Source organism: Streptomyces sp. NPDC087215 (genome assembly GCF_044744885.1).
GTDB lineage: Bacteria > Actinomycetota > Actinomycetes > Streptomycetales > Streptomycetaceae > Streptomyces.
Genome location: NZ_JBIUZD010000011.1, coordinates 39,758 through 56,272 on the forward strand (window position 1 = coordinate 39,758; position 16,515 = coordinate 56,272).

15 protein-coding genes are annotated in these 16,515 nt (G+C 74.3%); 4 read left to right on the forward strand and 11 right to left on the reverse strand.

Annotated elements, in window-relative coordinates; translation table 11 throughout:
• Positions 1-192 precede the first annotated feature (192 nt).
• Positions 193-1,821, reverse strand: coding sequence for a hypothetical protein (locus ACIO92_RS25025; RefSeq protein ID WP_402282977.1), 1,629 nt, complete (start codon positions 1,819-1,821; stop codon positions 193-195).
• Between the two features lie 317 nt (positions 1,822-2,138).
• Here ACIO92_RS25025 and ACIO92_RS25030 point away from each other — a divergent pair, with 317 nt between their 5' ends.
• Positions 2,139-3,209: a DMT family transporter gene (locus ACIO92_RS25030; RefSeq protein WP_402282975.1), complete on the forward strand. Its 1,071-nt coding sequence runs from the start codon at positions 2,139-2,141 to the stop codon at positions 3,207-3,209.
• A 96-nt stretch (positions 3,210-3,305) separates the two neighbouring features.
• On the opposite strand, the gene ACIO92_RS25035 is transcribed toward ACIO92_RS25030, so the two are convergent.
• Complete coding sequence (locus ACIO92_RS25035; RefSeq protein WP_366442690.1) at positions 3,306-4,136, reverse strand: alpha/beta fold hydrolase; 831 nt, start codon at positions 4,134-4,136, stop codon at positions 3,306-3,308.
• Between the two features lie 123 nt (positions 4,137-4,259).
• Here ACIO92_RS25035 and ACIO92_RS25040 point away from each other — a divergent pair, with 123 nt between their 5' ends.
• Together ACIO92_RS25040 and ACIO92_RS25045 are read left to right on the forward strand one after the other, a co-directional pair.
• Positions 4,260-5,198 (forward strand): RNA polymerase sigma-70 factor, encoded by a 939-nt coding sequence (locus tag ACIO92_RS25040; protein WP_401238988.1) that lies wholly within the window; start codon positions 4,260-4,262, stop codon positions 5,196-5,198.
• 398 nt (positions 5,199-5,596) lie between these two features.
• On the forward strand, positions 5,597-6,337 hold the full coding sequence (locus tag ACIO92_RS25045; protein ID WP_366442689.1) for a GntR family transcriptional regulator: 741 nt from the start codon (positions 5,597-5,599) through the stop codon (positions 6,335-6,337).
• Between the two features lie 41 nt (positions 6,338-6,378).
• On the opposite strand, the gene ACIO92_RS25050 is transcribed toward ACIO92_RS25045, so the two are convergent.
• From ACIO92_RS25050 to ACIO92_RS25070, 5 genes are all read right to left on the reverse strand, one after another.
• A complete protein-coding gene (locus tag ACIO92_RS25050) occupies positions 6,379-7,530 on the reverse strand; it encodes an ROK family protein (protein WP_366442731.1) in 1,152 nt (383 codons plus the stop codon).
• Between the two features lie 145 nt (positions 7,531-7,675).
• Positions 7,676-8,206, reverse strand: a complete 531-nt coding sequence (locus tag ACIO92_RS25055) for a hypothetical protein (protein ID WP_366442688.1) — start codon at positions 8,204-8,206, stop codon at positions 7,676-7,678.
• Between the two features lie 21 nt (positions 8,207-8,227).
• The gene (gene mug / locus ACIO92_RS25060) at positions 8,228-8,725 is read right to left on the reverse strand and encodes a G/U mismatch-specific DNA glycosylase (protein ID WP_402282972.1); all 498 of its coding nucleotides are present in this window, start codon (positions 8,723-8,725) and stop codon (positions 8,228-8,230) included.
• A 62-nt stretch (positions 8,726-8,787) separates the two neighbouring features.
• Complete coding sequence (purB, locus tag ACIO92_RS25065; protein WP_402058870.1) at positions 8,788-10,230, reverse strand: adenylosuccinate lyase; 1,443 nt, start codon at positions 10,228-10,230, stop codon at positions 8,788-8,790.
• A gap of 85 nt (positions 10,231-10,315) precedes the next feature.
• Entirely contained in the window at positions 10,316-11,098 is a 783-nt protein-coding gene (locus ACIO92_RS25070) for an SGNH/GDSL hydrolase family protein (protein WP_401238735.1), read from the reverse strand.
• A 64-nt stretch (positions 11,099-11,162) separates the two neighbouring features.
• On the opposite strand from ACIO92_RS25070, the gene ACIO92_RS25075 reads away from it, so the two are divergent.
• Entirely contained in the window at positions 11,163-12,188 is a 1,026-nt protein-coding gene (locus tag ACIO92_RS25075; protein ID WP_402282970.1) for a maleylpyruvate isomerase N-terminal domain-containing protein, read from the forward strand.
• A 97-nt stretch (positions 12,189-12,285) separates the two neighbouring features.
• On the opposite strand, the gene ACIO92_RS25080 is transcribed toward ACIO92_RS25075, so the two are convergent.
• From ACIO92_RS25080 to ACIO92_RS25095, 4 genes are all read right to left on the reverse strand, one after another.
• Complete coding sequence (locus ACIO92_RS25080; RefSeq protein ID WP_366442683.1) at positions 12,286-13,305, reverse strand: hemolysin family protein; 1,020 nt, start codon at positions 13,303-13,305, stop codon at positions 12,286-12,288.
• Positions 13,302-14,642 carry a hemolysin family protein gene (locus ACIO92_RS25085; protein ID WP_401238740.1) on the reverse strand — a complete coding sequence of 447 codons (1,341 nt, stop codon included), beginning with the start codon at positions 14,640-14,642 and terminating at the stop codon, positions 13,302-13,304. Before ACIO92_RS25085 ends, ACIO92_RS25080 begins: the two co-directional genes overlap by 4 nt.
• Before the next feature lie 654 nt (positions 14,643-15,296).
• The gene (locus tag ACIO92_RS25090; protein WP_366442681.1) at positions 15,297-15,722 is read right to left on the reverse strand and encodes a GNAT family N-acetyltransferase; all 426 of its coding nucleotides are present in this window, start codon (positions 15,720-15,722) and stop codon (positions 15,297-15,299) included.
• Positions 15,723-15,838: 116 nt separating this feature from the next.
• Complete coding sequence (locus ACIO92_RS25095; RefSeq protein ID WP_366442680.1) at positions 15,839-16,504, reverse strand: class I SAM-dependent methyltransferase; 666 nt, start codon at positions 16,502-16,504, stop codon at positions 15,839-15,841.
• Positions 16,505-16,515 lie beyond the last annotated feature (11 nt).

Below are 16,515 nucleotides of genomic sequence, written 5' to 3' on the forward strand. Positions count from 1 at the left end.
CGCGGACCACCAGCCGCCGCCCGGCGGACCACCAGCCGCCGCCCGGCGGACCACCAGCCGCCGCCCGGCGGACCACCAGCCGCCGCCCGGCGGACCACCAGCCGCCGCCCGGCGGACCCGCCACCCGACGGGGGTCGTTCCGCCCGGCCCGTGGGGTGGGCGCGGCGGAACGACCGGACCGCCGGCGCGCGGTCAGCTGTCGGCGCGGAAGGCGCCGTGGACGCGGAGATTCGCCTGGACCGCGATCAGCTCGTCGTTGGTGTGCATGATCCAGGACGTGCCGTTGCGGACGGACAGGTGTCCGTTGGCGTTGGTCTTCCCGTCGACGCGCACGTTCCCCCGGACGAAGAGGTCGGAGGCGGCCTCGACCCGCTGGGCGGCGTGCACGGCCCCCTCCGCGTCCAGGCGCCCGTGGACGATCAGCCTCGGCGGACCGTCCTGCGTCTCCAGCACGTTGTCGACGGTCAGCCCGCCCTGGAGGGTGAGCCGTTCCTTGACCCGGGCCCGATGGGTGACCAGGTCGTTGAGATCCGCCGTGTCGGCCGCGACGGTTCCCCACTGACGGCTTCCGGCGCCCCGGAACACGTTCAGCCCGGCGGCGGGGAACTCGATCCATCCGTCGGAGGCCGTGGGCCCCTGCACCCACTTGGTGTTGACGCCGTTCAGATCCGCCTTGTCGGCGGAGACCAGGCCCCACTCCTTCCGCCCGTCCTTGCGGACGTCGATCCCGGACTGCGGGAACTCGATCCACCCCTTGCCGCCGTCGACGTCCCCCACCCACGTCGTGTTGACGCCGTTCACCCGGACCTTGTCCGCCGTGACGGTCCCCAGGTCGCCCCCGCCGCCGTGGCCGACCGTGATCCCGTCGGACGGGAACCTGATCCACCCGGCACCGCTGTCCCGCCCGCGCACCGACGTCGCGGCCACGGTCTCGGCGTCCACGGTCGCGGCGGAGACCGTGCCGAGCGCCTGGGCGTCGTCGAGGACCCGGACGCCCCCGGAGGTGAACACGACCCGTCCCTTGTCCGAGGTGCCCTCGACCCACGGGGCGCGCACCCCGTCCCTCGCGGTCACGGTCTCGAACTCGGGACTGCGCAGATGGACACCGGTGGTGAGGTAGTACCCCGGCCGCTGCGAGCCCGGCGCCCTGGCCAGCAGGGTGTACGTGGCGTCCCGCCGGGGTTCCTGGCCGGGCTTCGGCGACCACTCCCAGCCGTCCGGGCCCTTCGCCGACGTGACGGTCTCCAGGGAACCGTCCGGACCCTGGACCGCGTACGTGAAGGTGTCGGGCCCGTCCCACCGCAGGACGACGTCCTGGCCCGAGGCCACCAGGGACTGCTTCGGGCGGAAGTTGCGCGGCACCCTCGCCTCCCGCTTGAGCAGACTCAGCGTGACGGGGTACTTCTGCACGTAGACGCCGCTCGCGGCCCGCTCGGTCACGTGCAGCAGGACGAGCCCCGGCTTGTCGGAGACCGGGAACCCGTCGAGCACCAGGGCCAGGGCCCCGGCCTCCTGGAAGTACGTGTTGTCCTTGGCGGTCACGGTGAGGACCCCGGCGTCGAGGTCCCAGTCGACGGCCGGTTCCTCGCCCGGCCTCGTCGCGGTGTTCTGTCCGACCCGGACCTTGATCGCCTTCGGGTCGGCCGTCAGATCACCGGCCCCCGGACCGACGGGCACCCGTATCTTGACGGAGTGCCAGATGACGTCGTTGAAGGTCGGGTTGGAGACGACGATGTGGACCGTGCCCCGGACCTCCTCGCCCGCCTCCGGCACCTGGAGCGGAACCGGGTCGGTGAGGATTTCGTAGTTCAGAGAAGCCACCGTTGAAGACCCCTGTCGCTGGCGTGCGGACGCGCGCCCCGACGGACGCGGCCCCTTCAGCACAGCATTCGGCGAACACCCCGAGAAGCCCTGTTCGACCTGACCGGCGCGAAACCGCCGCGCACTGACCGAAACGGGGCAAGGCGCCGGAGGACGGCACCGGCCGCGCCGACGGAGCCCGGCACGGAGGCCGCCCCGGGACCCGTATCCCCGGAGACCCGCCCCCCTCCGGGACTCGCGCCCCGGCGAAGTGGTCCCCGATGGCACGACGGAAGTGGACCTTCAACCGGACCACTCCGCTTCCTAGCGTCGGAGGCATGAACGCGAACGCCCTGCGCGGGGTCCTCCTGGTGACCCTCGCCTACGCCCTCGTCGGCGCCTCCTTCACCGCCAACAGCCTCCTCGGCGCCTACCCGTACGCCGGTGGCCAGGCACTGCGCTACGCCGCCGCCTGTCTGCTCCTGCTCCCGCTGCTCGGCCGGGGCGGGCTCGCCCCGCTGCGCACCCTGACCGCCCGGCACTGGGGCCGCCTCGCCGCCCTCGCCGCCGTCGGCATGATCGGCTTCAACCTGGCGGTCCTCGCCGCCGAACGGACCGCCGAACCCGCCGTGCCCGGCGTCCTCGTCGGCTGCGCACCGGTCGTCGTCGCCGTCCTCGTCCCGCTCGCCGAGGGCCGCAGGCCCGCCCCCGTCGTCCTGTACGGAGCGCTGCTCGTCGCCGCGGGAGCCTTCACCGTGCAGGGCTGGGGGCGCACCGACCTGGCCGGGATCGGCTGGTCGGTGGCGGCGCTCCTCGGCGAGGTCGGGTTCACCGTGCTGGCCGTCCCGGTGCTCGGACTGCTCGGCCCCAAGCTGCTCACCGCCACCGTCTGCGGGGTGGGCGCCGTCGAGGCGGCACTCGTCGGGCTGGTCGTCGACGGCTCCGGTTTCGTCCGGGTGCCGACGGGGGTGGAGACCGGCGCCCTGCTGTGGCAGGCGATCCTGGCCACCGTGGTCGGCTTCGTCCTCTTCTACATGGGGGTCCAGCGCGTCGGCATGGAGCGGGCCACCCTCTTCACGGGAGCGATCCCGATCGCCGCCGCCCTCAGCGCCGCCCTGGTCGGCGGCGGCTCCTTCGGCCTCCCGCAGGCGGCGGGCAGCCTCCTGGTGGGAGCGGGTGCCGCCGTCGGCACCGGACTCATCGGCCGCCGGAACAGGACCGGGCCCGCCTCGCCCGGCCACCGTGACGGGTCCGCCGGGGCCGGGACGGACCCGGTCGGTCACCGGGACGAACCCGACCGCCCGGGAACCGGCCCCCTCGGCCGCCCGGACAGGACCACCGGCACGGCGACGACCGACACGGCGACGACCGGGACGGAGACCACGACCGCGACCGCCGAGGCCACCTGATCCCCTGGATCCCCTGGATCCCCGAGACCGGGACCGCGCCCCTCAAGGCCGCGAGCCCCACGACCGAGTCCCCACCACCGAGCTCCCTCCGCCCGGTCAGCGGCTCCCGTCGAGCAGGACGCGGGCGACCAGGGCCGGGTCGTCGTTCATGGGCACATGACCGCAGCCGGGCAGCCGCACGAGCCGCGCGCGGGGGAGCGTCCGCTTGGCGCGGACCCCCTGCCGGGGCGGCAGCAGCCGGTCGCGGGTGCCCCAGGCCACGGTGACGGGAACCCCGGGCACGTCGTCGCCGAACACCACGTCCCGCCCGGCGGCCAGGGTCAGGGCGAAGCCGGGGGCCCCGCGCAGCGCCAGCGTCTCCGCGCGGACGGCCCCGGCCGAACGGCGCCCCGGGCGCGCGTAGACGGTGCTGGTGAGCACGGTGCGCCCGGCGGCCGTCCGGGACAGCCGGTCGATCAGCGGCACCGGCAACGACCGGGCCGCGCCCCGCATGGCCCGCAGCGCGGCGAAGGCGTAGTGCCGCTCGCCCTCCGACCAGAAGCCGGCGGGGGAGAGAGCGGTGACCGAGCGGGCCCGGCCCTCCCGCCCGAGGTGGAGGGCGAGCAGCCCGCCGAGCGAGTTGCCCGCCACGTGCGGCCGTTCGACGCCGAGGGCACCGGCGAACGCGTCGAGCACCCGGCCCACCGTGCCGAGGTCGTAGGCGCAGCCCTCCGGCAGCGCGTCCGACGCCCCGAAGCCGGGCAGATCGACGGCGATCACGTCACGGTCCGCGGCCAGCACGCCGAGCACCGGCTCCCACGCCTGCCAGTGGTGCCCGATGCCGTGCAGGAGCAGCAACGGCTCGCCCGCGCCCCGGCGTTCGTACGTGAGGGACACCGGGCGGGGTCCCGCCGGGGTCGCCGTCGTGAGCGTGATCCGTTCGGGCATGGGGACTCCCTGTCCTGGTGGTCTCGACGCGAGAATTACCGATCGGTAGCCGCGAGTTCAAGAGGGCGGCCGGAACTGGACAGCGCGCCCCGGGTGGGCTGGGATGGACGGGTGACCGCCGACATCCCGACCGACACCCTGACCGAAGTCTTCGAGGAGCACCGTCCGATGCTCCTCGGCGTCGCCTACCGGATGCTCGGCCGTACCGCCGACGCCGAGGACGTCGTCCAGGAGGCGTGGCTGCGCTGGACGGGCGGGGACCGGGCCGCGGTCCGTGAACCCCGCGCCTTCCTGGTACGGATCACCACCCGGCTCGCCCTCGACCGGCTCCGTCAGGCCCAGACGCGCCGCGAGTCCTACGTCGGCCCCTGGCTGCCCGAGCCCGTCGTCACCGACTTCGGCCCGGCCGTGCCCGACACCGCCGAGCGGGCCCTGCTCGCCGACTCCGTCTCGCTGGCCGTCCTCGTCGTCCTCGAATCGCTCTCGCCCCTGGAGCGGGCGGTCTTCGTGCTGCGCGAGGCCTTCGGCTTCCCGTACGGCGAGATCGCCACCGCCCTCGACCGCACGGAGGCGGCCGTGCGGCAGCTCGCGGGGCGGGCCCGGCGGCACGTGGAGGAGGGCAGGCCCCGGTACGACGTCGATCCGGCCGAGCGCCGCGACCTCACGGAGCGGTTCCTCACCGCGGCGGCGGGCGGCGACCTCGGCGGGCTGCTCGCCCTGCTCGCCCCGGACGCGCGCCTCGTCGGCGACAGCGGCGGCAAGGCGAAGGCGCCGCTGCGGATCATCGAGGGCGCCGACAAGGTCGGCCGTTTCCTCGCCGCCACCTCGCAGGGCGCGGACACCCTCTACGATCTGCGTCTCGTCGAGGTCAACGGTGCTCCGGCGGTCGTCGGCCTCCTCGACGGGCGGCCCGACAGCCTGGTGCAGATCGAGGTGCGCGACGGACGCGTGCAGTGCGTCTACATCATCCGGAACCCCGACAAGCTCACCGGTCTCGCCGATCCGAAGGGACCCCCCGGCCCCGAGGCACCCACCGGCCCGAAGGGGCCGCGCGGTCTCTAGGAACCCACCGTCCTGAAGGGTCAGCCCGGTCTCCAGGGCCCCACCGTCCCCAAGGGGCTCCCCGATCTCTGGTGCCTCACCGGTCCCAGGGGGCGCGGGGGCCCCGGGACCCCCTGAGGTCTCCTCCCGGTCCCTTTCCGTACCGTGATCGCGCCGATCGGCCGGAACTCGCCCCGTCTCCCGACCAGGAGACGGGGCTTTTTGCTGCGCGGGGCTCACGGGACCGCGAACGTCCTGTGAACGATCTAGGTCAGAGGTCCACATTTGGGCCCGGAGGGCGGAGGATTGGTCTTGACCAAGGGGTGTGCTCGCCTTATGGTCGCAGAGTTAGTGCAGGAACCTTTAATAAACAAGGGCGCGGAAACGCCGCGGGACACGGCGAATTGCGGAGGATCAGGGTGGGGACCACGCAGCTGGCATCGGTACCGGAACCGAAGTACCAGCACCTCAGGACAGTGATCGGTGAAGCACTCGACTCGGAGTTCGCCGTCGGGGAGATCCTCCCCAACGAGCGCGAGCTCGCGGCACGCTTCGGCGTCGCCCGTGCCACGCTCCGGCAGGCACTGGAGCAACTGGAGCTGGAAGGCCGCCTCCAGCGCCGCCGCGGCGTCGGAACCACCGTCGCCCCGCCGCGCGTCGGCGTCGACGTCTCCACCACGCAGCACGCCTGGCCGGGCGTCGGCGACGAGGCCTGGCTGCCGCAGGACTCCGCGGCCGACGTGGCCCCGGCCGCCGTCGCGCGGGTCCTGGACAGCGCAGCCGAGGAGCGGGTGCACGTCGTCCGCCGCCTCCGCTTCAGCCAGGGCCGACCCGTCGCCGCCGAGCTGCTCTACGTGCCCGCGGACTCCGTCCCCGGCCTCAGCGCCATAGACGCGCCCCCCGGAGCGGCCCGCGCCCGCGCGGTGCTGCGCGAACTCCAGCACCTCGCCCTCGACGGCCAGGACCGCTCCGTGGAGCTGGGCTCCGCCCGCGCGGACGACGCCAGGGAGCTCGACCGCCTGCCGGGCGCGCCGGTGCTCGTGGTGACGACCCGCTACCTCTCCGGAGGGCGTACGGCCGCCGTATCCGTCGCCACCTACCGCGCCGACACCTGCCGACTGACCTTCGGCGACTCCGTCGACCTGCTGATGGCCTCGTAGCACCCGGCCCGGTTCTCCCGGACCACGGCCCGTCGCTGAACCTAGCGGCGGGCCGTTCCGTCGACCGCGAAGAGCTGTTCCTCTACGTGGTCGAGGGCGAGGCGCAGGGCGCCCGTGCCCACCGCCGCCTCGCCGAGCATGGACAGCACCACCCGGGGCGGTCGCAGACAGAACCGTGCCAGTTCCTCCCGGAGCGGCGGCAGCACGCCGTCCAGACCGGCCGCCCAGCCGCCGACGACCACCAGCTCCGGGTCTATCGCGAGGACCAGCGCCGCCACGTCGTGGACGAGACGCTGGATGAACCGTTCCACCGCCGCCTCCGCGCGCACGTCCCCCTCGCGGGCCAGCGCGAACACCTTGGCGACCGCCTGCTCGTCCAGCGGGTGCAGCGGCTCGTCCGTGGTGGACAGCAGGTGCTCGGGCGTGACGCCCCGGCCGAGCAGGTGCAGCGCGCCGATCTCCCCGGCCGCCCCGCCGAACCCCCGGTGCAGCCGTCCGCCGATCAGCGAACCGGCCCCCGGGCTCAGCCCCGCGAGCACGAACACGATGTCGTCGGAGTCGGTCGCCGCGCCCTTCCAGTGCTCGGCGACGGCCGCCGCGTTCGCGTCGTTCTCCACGATCACCGGGCACCGGAACGAACGCCGCAGCCGCTCGCCGAGCGCGAGGCCCGTCCAGCCCGGCAGGGCCGTGCCGAGGCGGACCGTGCCGTCGGCCTCCACGATGCCGGGGCTGCCGACACCGACGGCCCGCAGATTGGACCGGGCGACCCCGGCCCTGCGCAGTACGTCGGCCACGACCGCGCGGACCCGGTCCAGACGCTCGTCCGCCGGGGCCGTCTCCGACACCTCGCGCGAACCGGCGCCGATGATCCGGCCGTCCAGACCGGAGAGGAGCGCCGCCACCCGGTGCGGGCCGATCTCGATGCCGAGCAGATGACCGGCCTCCGCGCGGAAGCGGAACCTCCGTGCCGGACGGCCCTGGCGCCGGGCCTCGCCCTCCTCGGGCGCCGCCTCGACGACGAGACCGGCCTCCATGAGCCCCTCGACGACGCCTTCGACCGTGGGCCGCGACAGACCGGTGATCCGGGTCAGATCGGTGAGTGTGGGCGCGTACGCGCCCCGGAGGGCGTGGAGCACCACCGCGGAGTTGATCCGCCGAAGCAGAGAGGGATCCCCGCCGGTCAGCCGCCCCACAGTGTGTCCTCCCAGCTCGCGCACCTCTCTGGGCGGATGGTACTCAATGGGACGGGTCCGGGCGAGTGCCACCCCTCACCCCGTCGGGGACGCAAGGGACGGACCGGTCCGTTCCGGTACGCGCCCGAGGACGTCGGCGGCCCCCTCAGGCGTATCCGACCGCCGAGTCGACGAAGCGGCGGAAGCTTCCCCGGGCGTCGTGCCCGCCGAGCGAACTCCCGCCGGTCCCGGCGGCGAAGAGGAACGGATCGACGTTGTACCGCTTGTTGCGGAGCCGGGTGAAGCCCATGATCACCGGGTGCTGGTGGGAGACGTCCCGGGCCCCCTCCCGGGACCGGTAGAAGGTCCAGGAGAGTCCCGGCGCCCGCGCGACGATCGTGTCCCCGAGGTACAGGCCCAGGTCGTAGGCGACGGCGATCCACAGCGGACGCGGCCGGGCGGAACCGTCCGCGTCCGGCTCGACCTCGGCGAGGTACCACCCCTCCAGCGCGTCGAGGTCCTCGTCGGCCGTGCCCGGCCGGAGCCCGTTCGCCCCCGCCAGCGCGGCGAGGGCCGCGAGCCGTCCGGCCTTCGTCGCCATCCGGTGGTCGTACTCCCGGCGCGCCACCGACAGGGGCATCTCGCCCATCGGGCCGTCCTCCAGGGGCTGGAACGGACGGTAGTCGCCCCACTCCACTCGCTGCTCCTTCCTCCGCGGCTACGCCTCGGGCAGTCCCGCGGCCTCCCGGAGCCGGGCGTACTCCCCGGCCATCGTCTCCGCCGTCCAGTGCGCGTTGAGGCCGCTCGGATTGGGCAGCGCCCAGACCCGGGTGGTCCCGATCATGCGGTGCTGCGGCCCGATCCGGGCCTTCGGCTCGCCGAAGGCCGTGCGGTACGCGGTGACTCCGGCGACCGCGAGCCAGCGCGGCGCGAGCCGCTCGACCTTCTCCCCCAGGATCCGGCCGCCCTCCCGGAACTCCTCGGGGCTCAGCTCGTCCGCCCGAGCCGTGGCCCGCGCCGCCACGTTGGTGATCCCGAGCCCGTACGAGAGCAGTTCCTCCTGCTCGTCCGGGCGCAGCCGTCTCGGGGTGAAGCCGGACAGCTGGAGCACCGGCCAGAAGCGGTTGCCGGGACGGGCGAAGTGGTGGCCCGTCGCCGCCGTCATGAGACCCGGGTTGATCCCGCAGAACAGTACGGAGAGGCCGCCCGCGGCCACGTCGGGGACGACGCGGTCACGGGCGGCCTCCAGCTGTTCCTGGGTGAACCGGGGGGCACCGGTCAGAGGATCGCCCCGGGAGCGTAGGCGGCGGCCTCCGGGTGGCGCTCGAGGATCTCCTCCACGCGGGCGACCACGGCCGCGACCTGCTCGGCGGCGGCGCCGGTGAAGGACAGCTTGTCGGCCATCAGCTCGTCGAGCTGCGCCCGGTCCAGCGGGATGCGCGCGTCGGCGGCCAGCTTGTCGAGCAGCTCGTTGCGCTCGGCGCCCCGCTCGCGCATGGCGAGGGCGGAGGCGACGGCGTTCTCCTTGATCGCCTCGTGGGCGACCTCGCGGCCCACGCCCGCGCGGACCGCACCCATGAGGACCTTGGTGGTCGCCAGGAACGGCAGGTAGCGGTCCAGCTCGCGGGCGACGACGGCGGGGAACGCGCCGAACTCGTCGAGGACGGTCAGGAAGGTCTCCAGGAGGCCGTCCAGCGCGAAGAACGCGTCGGGCAGCGCGACCCGGCGGACCACGGAGCAGGACACGTCGCCCTCGTTCCACTGGTCACCGGCCAGCTCGCCGGTCATCGACGCGTAACCGCGCAGGATGACCATCAGGCCGTTGACGCGCTCGCAGGAGCGGGTGTTCATCTTGTGCGGCATCGCGGAGGAGCCGACCTGGCCGGGCTTGAAGCCCTCGGTGACCAGCTCGTGGCCCGCCATCAGCCGGATCGTCTTGGCGATCGACGACGGGGCGGCGGCCAGCTGCACCAGCGAGGTCACCACGTCGTAGTCGAGCGAGCGCGGGTAGACCTGGCCGACCGAGGTGAAGGCGTGCGCGAAGCCGAGGTGACCGGCGATCCGCTGCTCCAGGTCCGCGAGCTTGCCCGCGTCGCCGCCGAGCAGGTCCAGCATGTCCTGCGCGGTGCCGACCGGGCCCTTGATGCCGCGCAGCGGGTAGCGGCCGAGCAGCTCCTCCAGCCGGGCGTACGCCACGAGCAGCTCGTCCGCGCCGGTCGCGAAACGCTTGCCGAGGGTGGTCGCCTGCGCGGCCACGTTGTGCGAGCGGCCCGCCATGACCAGCTCCGCGTACTCGGCGGACAGCTTGCCGAGGCGGCCGAGGACGGCGACCGTACGGTCCCGGACCAGTTCGAGGGAGAGCCGGATCTGGAGCTGCTCGACGTTCTCGGTGAGGTCGCGCGAGGTCATGCCCTTGTGGACGTGCTCATGACCGGCGAGGGCGTTGAACTCCTCGATCCGGGCCTTCACGTCGTGCCGGGTGACCTTCTCGCGCTCGGCGATCGAGGCCAGGTCGACCTGGTCGAGCACCCGCTCGTAGTCGGCGAGGGCGGCGTCCGGCACCTCGATCCCGAGGTCCTTCTGCGCACGGAGCACGGCGAGCCACAGCTGACGCTCCAGCTTCACCTTCTGCTCGGGGGACCAGAGGACGGCGAGCTCCGCGGAGGCGTAGCGGCCGGCCAGAACGTTGGGGATGCGGGGCTTCGCAGTCACAGCAGTCACGTGGACGCATTCTACTGGTGATTCCTGCAGGCCAGCGCCACGGGCCGGACTGGAGCTTGCTACGAGACGCAGGTCACCCGGGCCGTCACGGGACGGCCGGGGGCCCGTACGGCAGCAGCTCGGGGCGCTTGGGCGCACGCCCGTCACCGGACGAGCGGCCCGTGAGCCGTCGGCCGATCCAGGGGCCCAGGTGCTCCCGGGCGAACCGGGCGTCGGTGATCCGCCGGGCCGCCCAGCCCGGGGGCGCGGTCGGGGGCAGCGGGGTCCGCCAGTCCTCCTCGGGCGCGAGGCCGAGCGCCTGCCAGACCGCCTCGGCGACCCGCCGGTGCCCGTCGGCCGTCAGGTGGAGCCGGTCCACGTCCCACAGCCGGGGGTCGCCGAGCGCGGGAGCCCCGTACAGATCGACGACGAGCGCCCCGTGCCGGGCGGCCAGTGCGTCGACGTGCTCGAACAGCTCCTCCATCCTGGGCCGGAAACGCTTCATGACCGGGCCGTCGCGTCCCGGGCTGCGCATCATGACGAGCTGCCCGCAGGCGGGTGTGAGGCGTTCCACTGCCTCGGTGAGGAGGTCCCGCACCCGGACCATGTCGACCTTCGGCCGCAGGGTGTCGTTGAGCCCCCCGACCAGGGTCACCACATCGGCCTTCATGCCCGCCGCCGGGCCGACTTGCTCCTCGACGATCTGCCCGATGAGCTTGCCGCGCACCGCGAGGTTCGCGTACCGGAAGCCGGGGGAGCGGCCCGCGAGACGGCCCGCGAGGACGTCCGCCCAGCCGCGGTAGGAGCCGTCGGGCTTCAGATCCGACATACCCTCGGTGAAGCTGTCGCCGAGGGCGACGAGACTGTTGTACGTGGCATTGATCTCCATGGCGGAGCGATCGTACCGCGCGGTATGCGCGGGTGCCGTGGAGCATCCCGGGAGGGGAGACCCGATGAGCGACGCGCTGACGGGCGCACTGGCCGAGGCACTGGCCGAGCTGGTGACGGCGGTGGCCGCCTGCGACGACGAGGTCCTCGACCCCGACACCGCCGTCGAGTGGCTGGAGATGACGGGGCACACCCTCGGCGCGCTCCCGCCCGCCGACCGGCGGACGCTCGACGGGCTGTTCCGCGCCGTCGCCCTGCGCCACCCCGAGGGCCCCTGGCGCGACGAGCTGCTGACCCTCTCCGAGGGCTTCGGCCTCACCGGGGACATCCACGCCGACGCCTGCGAGGCCGTCGCCGAGCACACCCGCCGCTTCGTCACGGCCGTCCGGGACGCCGACCCCGCCACCCCCGTGCCCACCCGCCCCGGCCGGACCCTCGCGGACCTCACCCGGGACCTCGGCACCCTCCACCACTGGGCCGGACACCTGGTACGGACCCGGTCCCGCGCCCGCGTCCTGCCCGGCGACCTCCCGCTCGGCCTGCCCGCCGAGCCCGCCGCCCACGCCGACTGGCTCGCCGCCACCGCCGACGCCACCGTCCGCACCCTGCGGACGGCCGACCCGGACGCGCCCGTCTGGTCCCCCGGCGGCGACCCGCACGTCCGCTCCTACCCGGCCCGGCTGCTCCGCGAGACCCTCGTGCACCTGGCGGACGCCGGGATCGCGCTCCGCGGGGAACCGGACCCGGCCGACCCCCGTACCGCCGCCGAGGCCGTCGACGACCTCCTCGCCGAGCTGCCGTACGTCCCCCGGGCGGCCGAAGCCCTCGCCCGGCTCGACCGCGACGGAGCGGTGATCCGGCTCACGGCCCACGACACCGGCACCGGCTGGACCCTGGTCCTCGGCGGCGGCGGGTTCACCTGGACCCGCGGAACCGGCGAGGGGCCCGCCGTCCCCGCCGTGCGCGTCGGCGCGGGGGCGGGGGAGCTGCTGCTCCTCCTGCACGGCCGGTTCGCCGCCGCCGACCCCCGCTTCCTGCGCACGGGCGACACGGAACTGCTCGACGCCTGGCTGGCCGCCACCGCGCTCTGACCCGGGCGTTCCCAGGGCCCGGTCGCGGCCCCGGAACGCCCGAGGGGCCCCGGGATCGCTCCCGGGGCCCCTCGGCGTCCGCCGGTCGCGCGGCCGGTCACGGCGCCGCGGGGCGCCCCACCAGTTCGCGCAGCACGTCCTCCATCGTGACGAGCCCGGCGGGCCTGTCGTTCTCGTCGAGCACCGCCGCCAGATGCGTCCGGCTGCGGCGCATCGCCGTCAGGACGTCGTCGAGCGGGGTGGCCGCCCGCACCCGGGCGATCGGCCGCAGCGCCGACACCGGGAACGGCAGGTCCCGGGGCGTCACGTCCAGGGCGTCCTTGACGTGCAGGTAGCCCAGGATGCGGCGCTCGGAGTCGACCATCGGGAAACGGGAGAAGCCCGTCCGCGCCGACAGCGCCTCCAGCTCCTCCGGAGTGGTGCCCACCTGCGCGTACACCACCCGCTCCGAGGGCATCACGACGTCCCGCACCGGACGGCGGCCCAGTTCGAGGGCGTCGTGCAGCCGCTCGGTGGCCCGGTCGTCGAGCAGACCGGCGTCGGCGGCGTCGGTGACCATACGGGCCAGCTCGTCGTCCGAGAACGTCGCCGCGACCTCGTCCTTGACCTCCACCCGCAACAGCTTCAGGAGCGTGTTCGCGAAGGTGTTGATCGTGAAGATCACCGGCCGCAGCGTCCGCGCCAGGGTGACCAGCGGCGGGCCGAGGGCCAGCGCGGTGCGCGTCGGCTCGGCCAGCGCGATGTTCTTCGGCACCATCTCGCCGAGCAGCATGTGCAGATACGTGGCCACGCTCAGCGCGATCACGAAGGAGATCGGATGGACCAGACCGTGCGGCACACCGACCGCGTCGAACACTGGTTCGAGAAGATGGGCGATGGCCGGTTCGGCCACGATGCCGAGCACCAGGGTGCAGAGCGTGATGCCGAGCTGAGCGGCCGCGAGCAGCGCCGAGACGTGCTCAAGACCCCAGATGACGCTGCGCGCCCGCCGGTCCCCGGCCTCGGCCAACGGCTCGATCTGGCTGCGCCGGACCGAGATCAGGGCGAACTCGGCGCCGACGAAGAAGGCGTTGACGACCAGGGTGAGCAGGCCGATCAGCAACTGGACGACGATCATCGGCCGGCCTCCCCGGTCTCGTCCCCGGAGCCGGGCAGCGGCTCGTGCAGCAGGACACGGGCCGCGCGGCGGCCCGAGGCGTCCACCACGTCGAGCCGCCATCCGGCGAGCTCCACGCTGTCGCCGACGACCGGGATACGTCCCAGCTCGTGGGCGAGGACCCCGGCGAGCGTCTCGTACGGGCCGTCCGGCACGCGCAGCCCGATCGCCCCCACCTGGTCGGTGCGGGCGGCGCCGTCGGCGGACCAGAGCTCGCGCCCGTCCGCGTCCTCGCCCGCCCGCGCCAGGTCCGGCGTCTCGTGCGGGTCGTGCTCGTCGCGGACCTCGCCGACGACCTCCTCGACGATGTCCTCCAGGGTGACGACCCCGGCCGTACCGCCGTACTCGTCGATGACGACGGCCATGGTCTGCTTCCCGGACAGCCGGTCCAGGAGCCGGTCGACCGTGAGGGTCTCGGGGACGAGCAGCGGCTCGCGCAGCAGCTCCCCGATCCGGCGCTGGGGCCGTTCCCCGGCGGGTATCGCCAGGACGTCCTTGATGTGGGCGATGCCGACCACCGCGTCGAGGCTGCCCCGGTAGACGGGGAAGCGGGACAGGCCGGTCGCCCGGGTCGCGTTGGCGACGTCCTCGGCGGTGGCCTGCACCTCCAGGGCGGTGACCTGCACGCGGGGCGTCATCACGTTCTCCGCGGTCAGACCGGCCAGATTGAGGGTACGGACGAACAGCTCGGCCGTGTCCGCCTCCAGGGAGCCCTCCTTGGCGGAGTGCCGGGCGAGCGCCACCAGCTCCTGCGGGGAACGGGCGGACGCCAGCTCCTCGGTCGGCTCCATGCCGAGACGGTGCAGGATCCGGTTGGCGGTGTTGTTGAGATGGCTGATCAGCGGTTTGAACGCGGCGGTGAACACGCGCTGCGGGGTGGCGACCACCTTCGCGACCGCGAGGGGCGAGGAGATCGCCCAGTTCTTCGGGACCAGCTCGCCGACCACCATCAGGACGACGGTCGACAGGGCCGTGCCCAGGACCAGCGCCACCGAGGAGGCGACGGAGGGGGAGAGACCGACGGCCTCGACCGGACCGCGGATCAGCTTGCTGATCGAGGGCTCGGAGAGCATTCCGACCACCAGATTGGTGACGGTGATGCCGAGCTGGGCGCCGGAGAGCTGGAAGGTGAGCGACCGGACGGCCTTCAGGGCTCCGGCGGCGCCGCGCTCACCGCGCTCGACGGCCGCTTCCAGGTCGGAGCGCTCCACGGTGGTCAGCGAGAACTCGGCCGCTACGAAGGCGCCGCACGCCACGGCGAGCAGCAGCGCCAGGAGGAGCAGAAGCACTTCGGTCATCGGTTCACCTCCGTCCCATGATCAGTCAGGGGGCGGAGGACCGCGCGGTGTCGGCCGCCGGTCTCGGTGCGTCGGGGGACAGTACTACTGGGAGGCTCGCCCATGGGCGGACGCTCACACCTTTCGGTCGTGGGTGGCGGGATGAGCAACCATGGTAAAGGACCCGCAAAAGGCCATGGTGATCAGCCCTGACGCGCCCGCTCCGGCCGCGGGGCCCGGCACCGGCGGGCCCGCCGCCCCGGGACGTCCGGCCGGTACGCCTCCGCGCTGCCGCAGGCGCCCCGGGAACGGAGTCCCGGTCGGCCAGGTTCTCCTGCCTCCGGGACGTGGGGCCGGTACGCCTCCACCGACGCGAACGCCTCCGGCCGTCACCCCTCTCCCGGTACGGGGCATCCGCGTGGCGCGCCCCGTACGGGCGGACGCCCCGGCCCGTGGGCCTTGTCGGCGTGACCTCCGGCCGACGGGTTCCCCCGGTCGGGGCCGCCCGGTCGGCGCGCCCCCCCGGGCAGGAAGGGCCCTCTGGTCGGGGATGTCCGGTCGGCGCCACCGGGCCGACACGCTCCGGCCCGGGACGTCCGGTCGCTACGGTCCCGGGCCCGCTGGCGTCCGGACGTCCCGGGCTGGCCTCCCGGCCCTCTCGGCCTGGGCGTCGCGTCACCGCGCCAGCGGCTTGACCCATCGGCGCCAGCGGACCTCCCGCTCGTACCCCGCCGCCGCCCACAGCCGCTGCCCGGTCTCGTTCGACTCCAGGACCATGGCGTCCGCCCGGCGCCCGCCGAGCGCGAGGAACCGTTCCTCGGAGGCCTTCAGGAGCGCCGTGGAGATGCCGCGGCGGCGGTACGCGGGCAGCACGGCCAGCCGGTAGAGCGCGGCGCGCCAGCCGTCCCAGCCCGCGATGACGGACCCCACGATCCGGCCGTCGGCCACGGCCAGGAGCAGGGCCCCGGGGTCGCGCTCGATCAGCGCGGTCACCCCGCCCGCGTCGTCCGAGACGGACGTCCCCTCGGCGGACTCCCGCCAGAAGGCCAGCACGGCGTCGACGTCGTCGTGAGTGGCCCTGCGTATCAGCAGATCGATCATGGCCGGATCCCATCACGGAGGGCCGCACGGGTGCCACGGGGTTCCGGCTGCCGGGACGCACGGGGACGCGAGGGCGCGCCGGGACGTACGGGGTGCCCGGTCGCCGAGCCGCGGGCCTACGGCCGCCGCGCCACCCCGAGGACGCAGGGGGACGAGGGCAGCCGGGGTCCCTTCTCCGGGATGTCGAAGGAGCGGTACGGCCCCGGCGCGAACCCGGCGGCCCCGATCGCGTCGAGCGGGGCGCGGGCCGTGTGGCAGCCGCCGAAGAGCAGCGGCCAGACCGTCCGGTCCAGGGCCCGCTGCACCCGGGCGAGACCGGGCGTGTCCGCCACCCCGTGTTCGAGGAAGCGCAGCTCACCGCCGGGGCGCAGCACCCGGTGCAGTTCGGCGAGGGCCCGGGGGAGGTCCCGTACCGTACAGAGGACGAGGGAGGCCACCGCCGCGTCGAAGGAGGCGTCGGGCAGTGGCAGGGTCTCGGCCGTGTCCGGCAGGACCGTGACGGGGACGGGCGCCCGCGCGGCGGACTCCTCCGCGAGGCGCCGCAGCCGGGCCTCCGGCTCCACGGCCACCACCTCGGTCACGGCGGCCGGGTAGTGGGCGAAGTTGAGCCCGTTCCCGGCGCCGATCTCGACGACCCGGCCGGAGAGCCCGGAGAGGAGTTCGGCCCGGAGCTCGGCGAGCCCGCCCCTGGTGTCGGCGGAGACGCTGACCCGGGCGTAGAAACGGGCGAACAGCGGATGGTGGACGTGCGGCGACGCCGGTGCGGGGGAGCGGGGGGACATCGGGCCTCCTC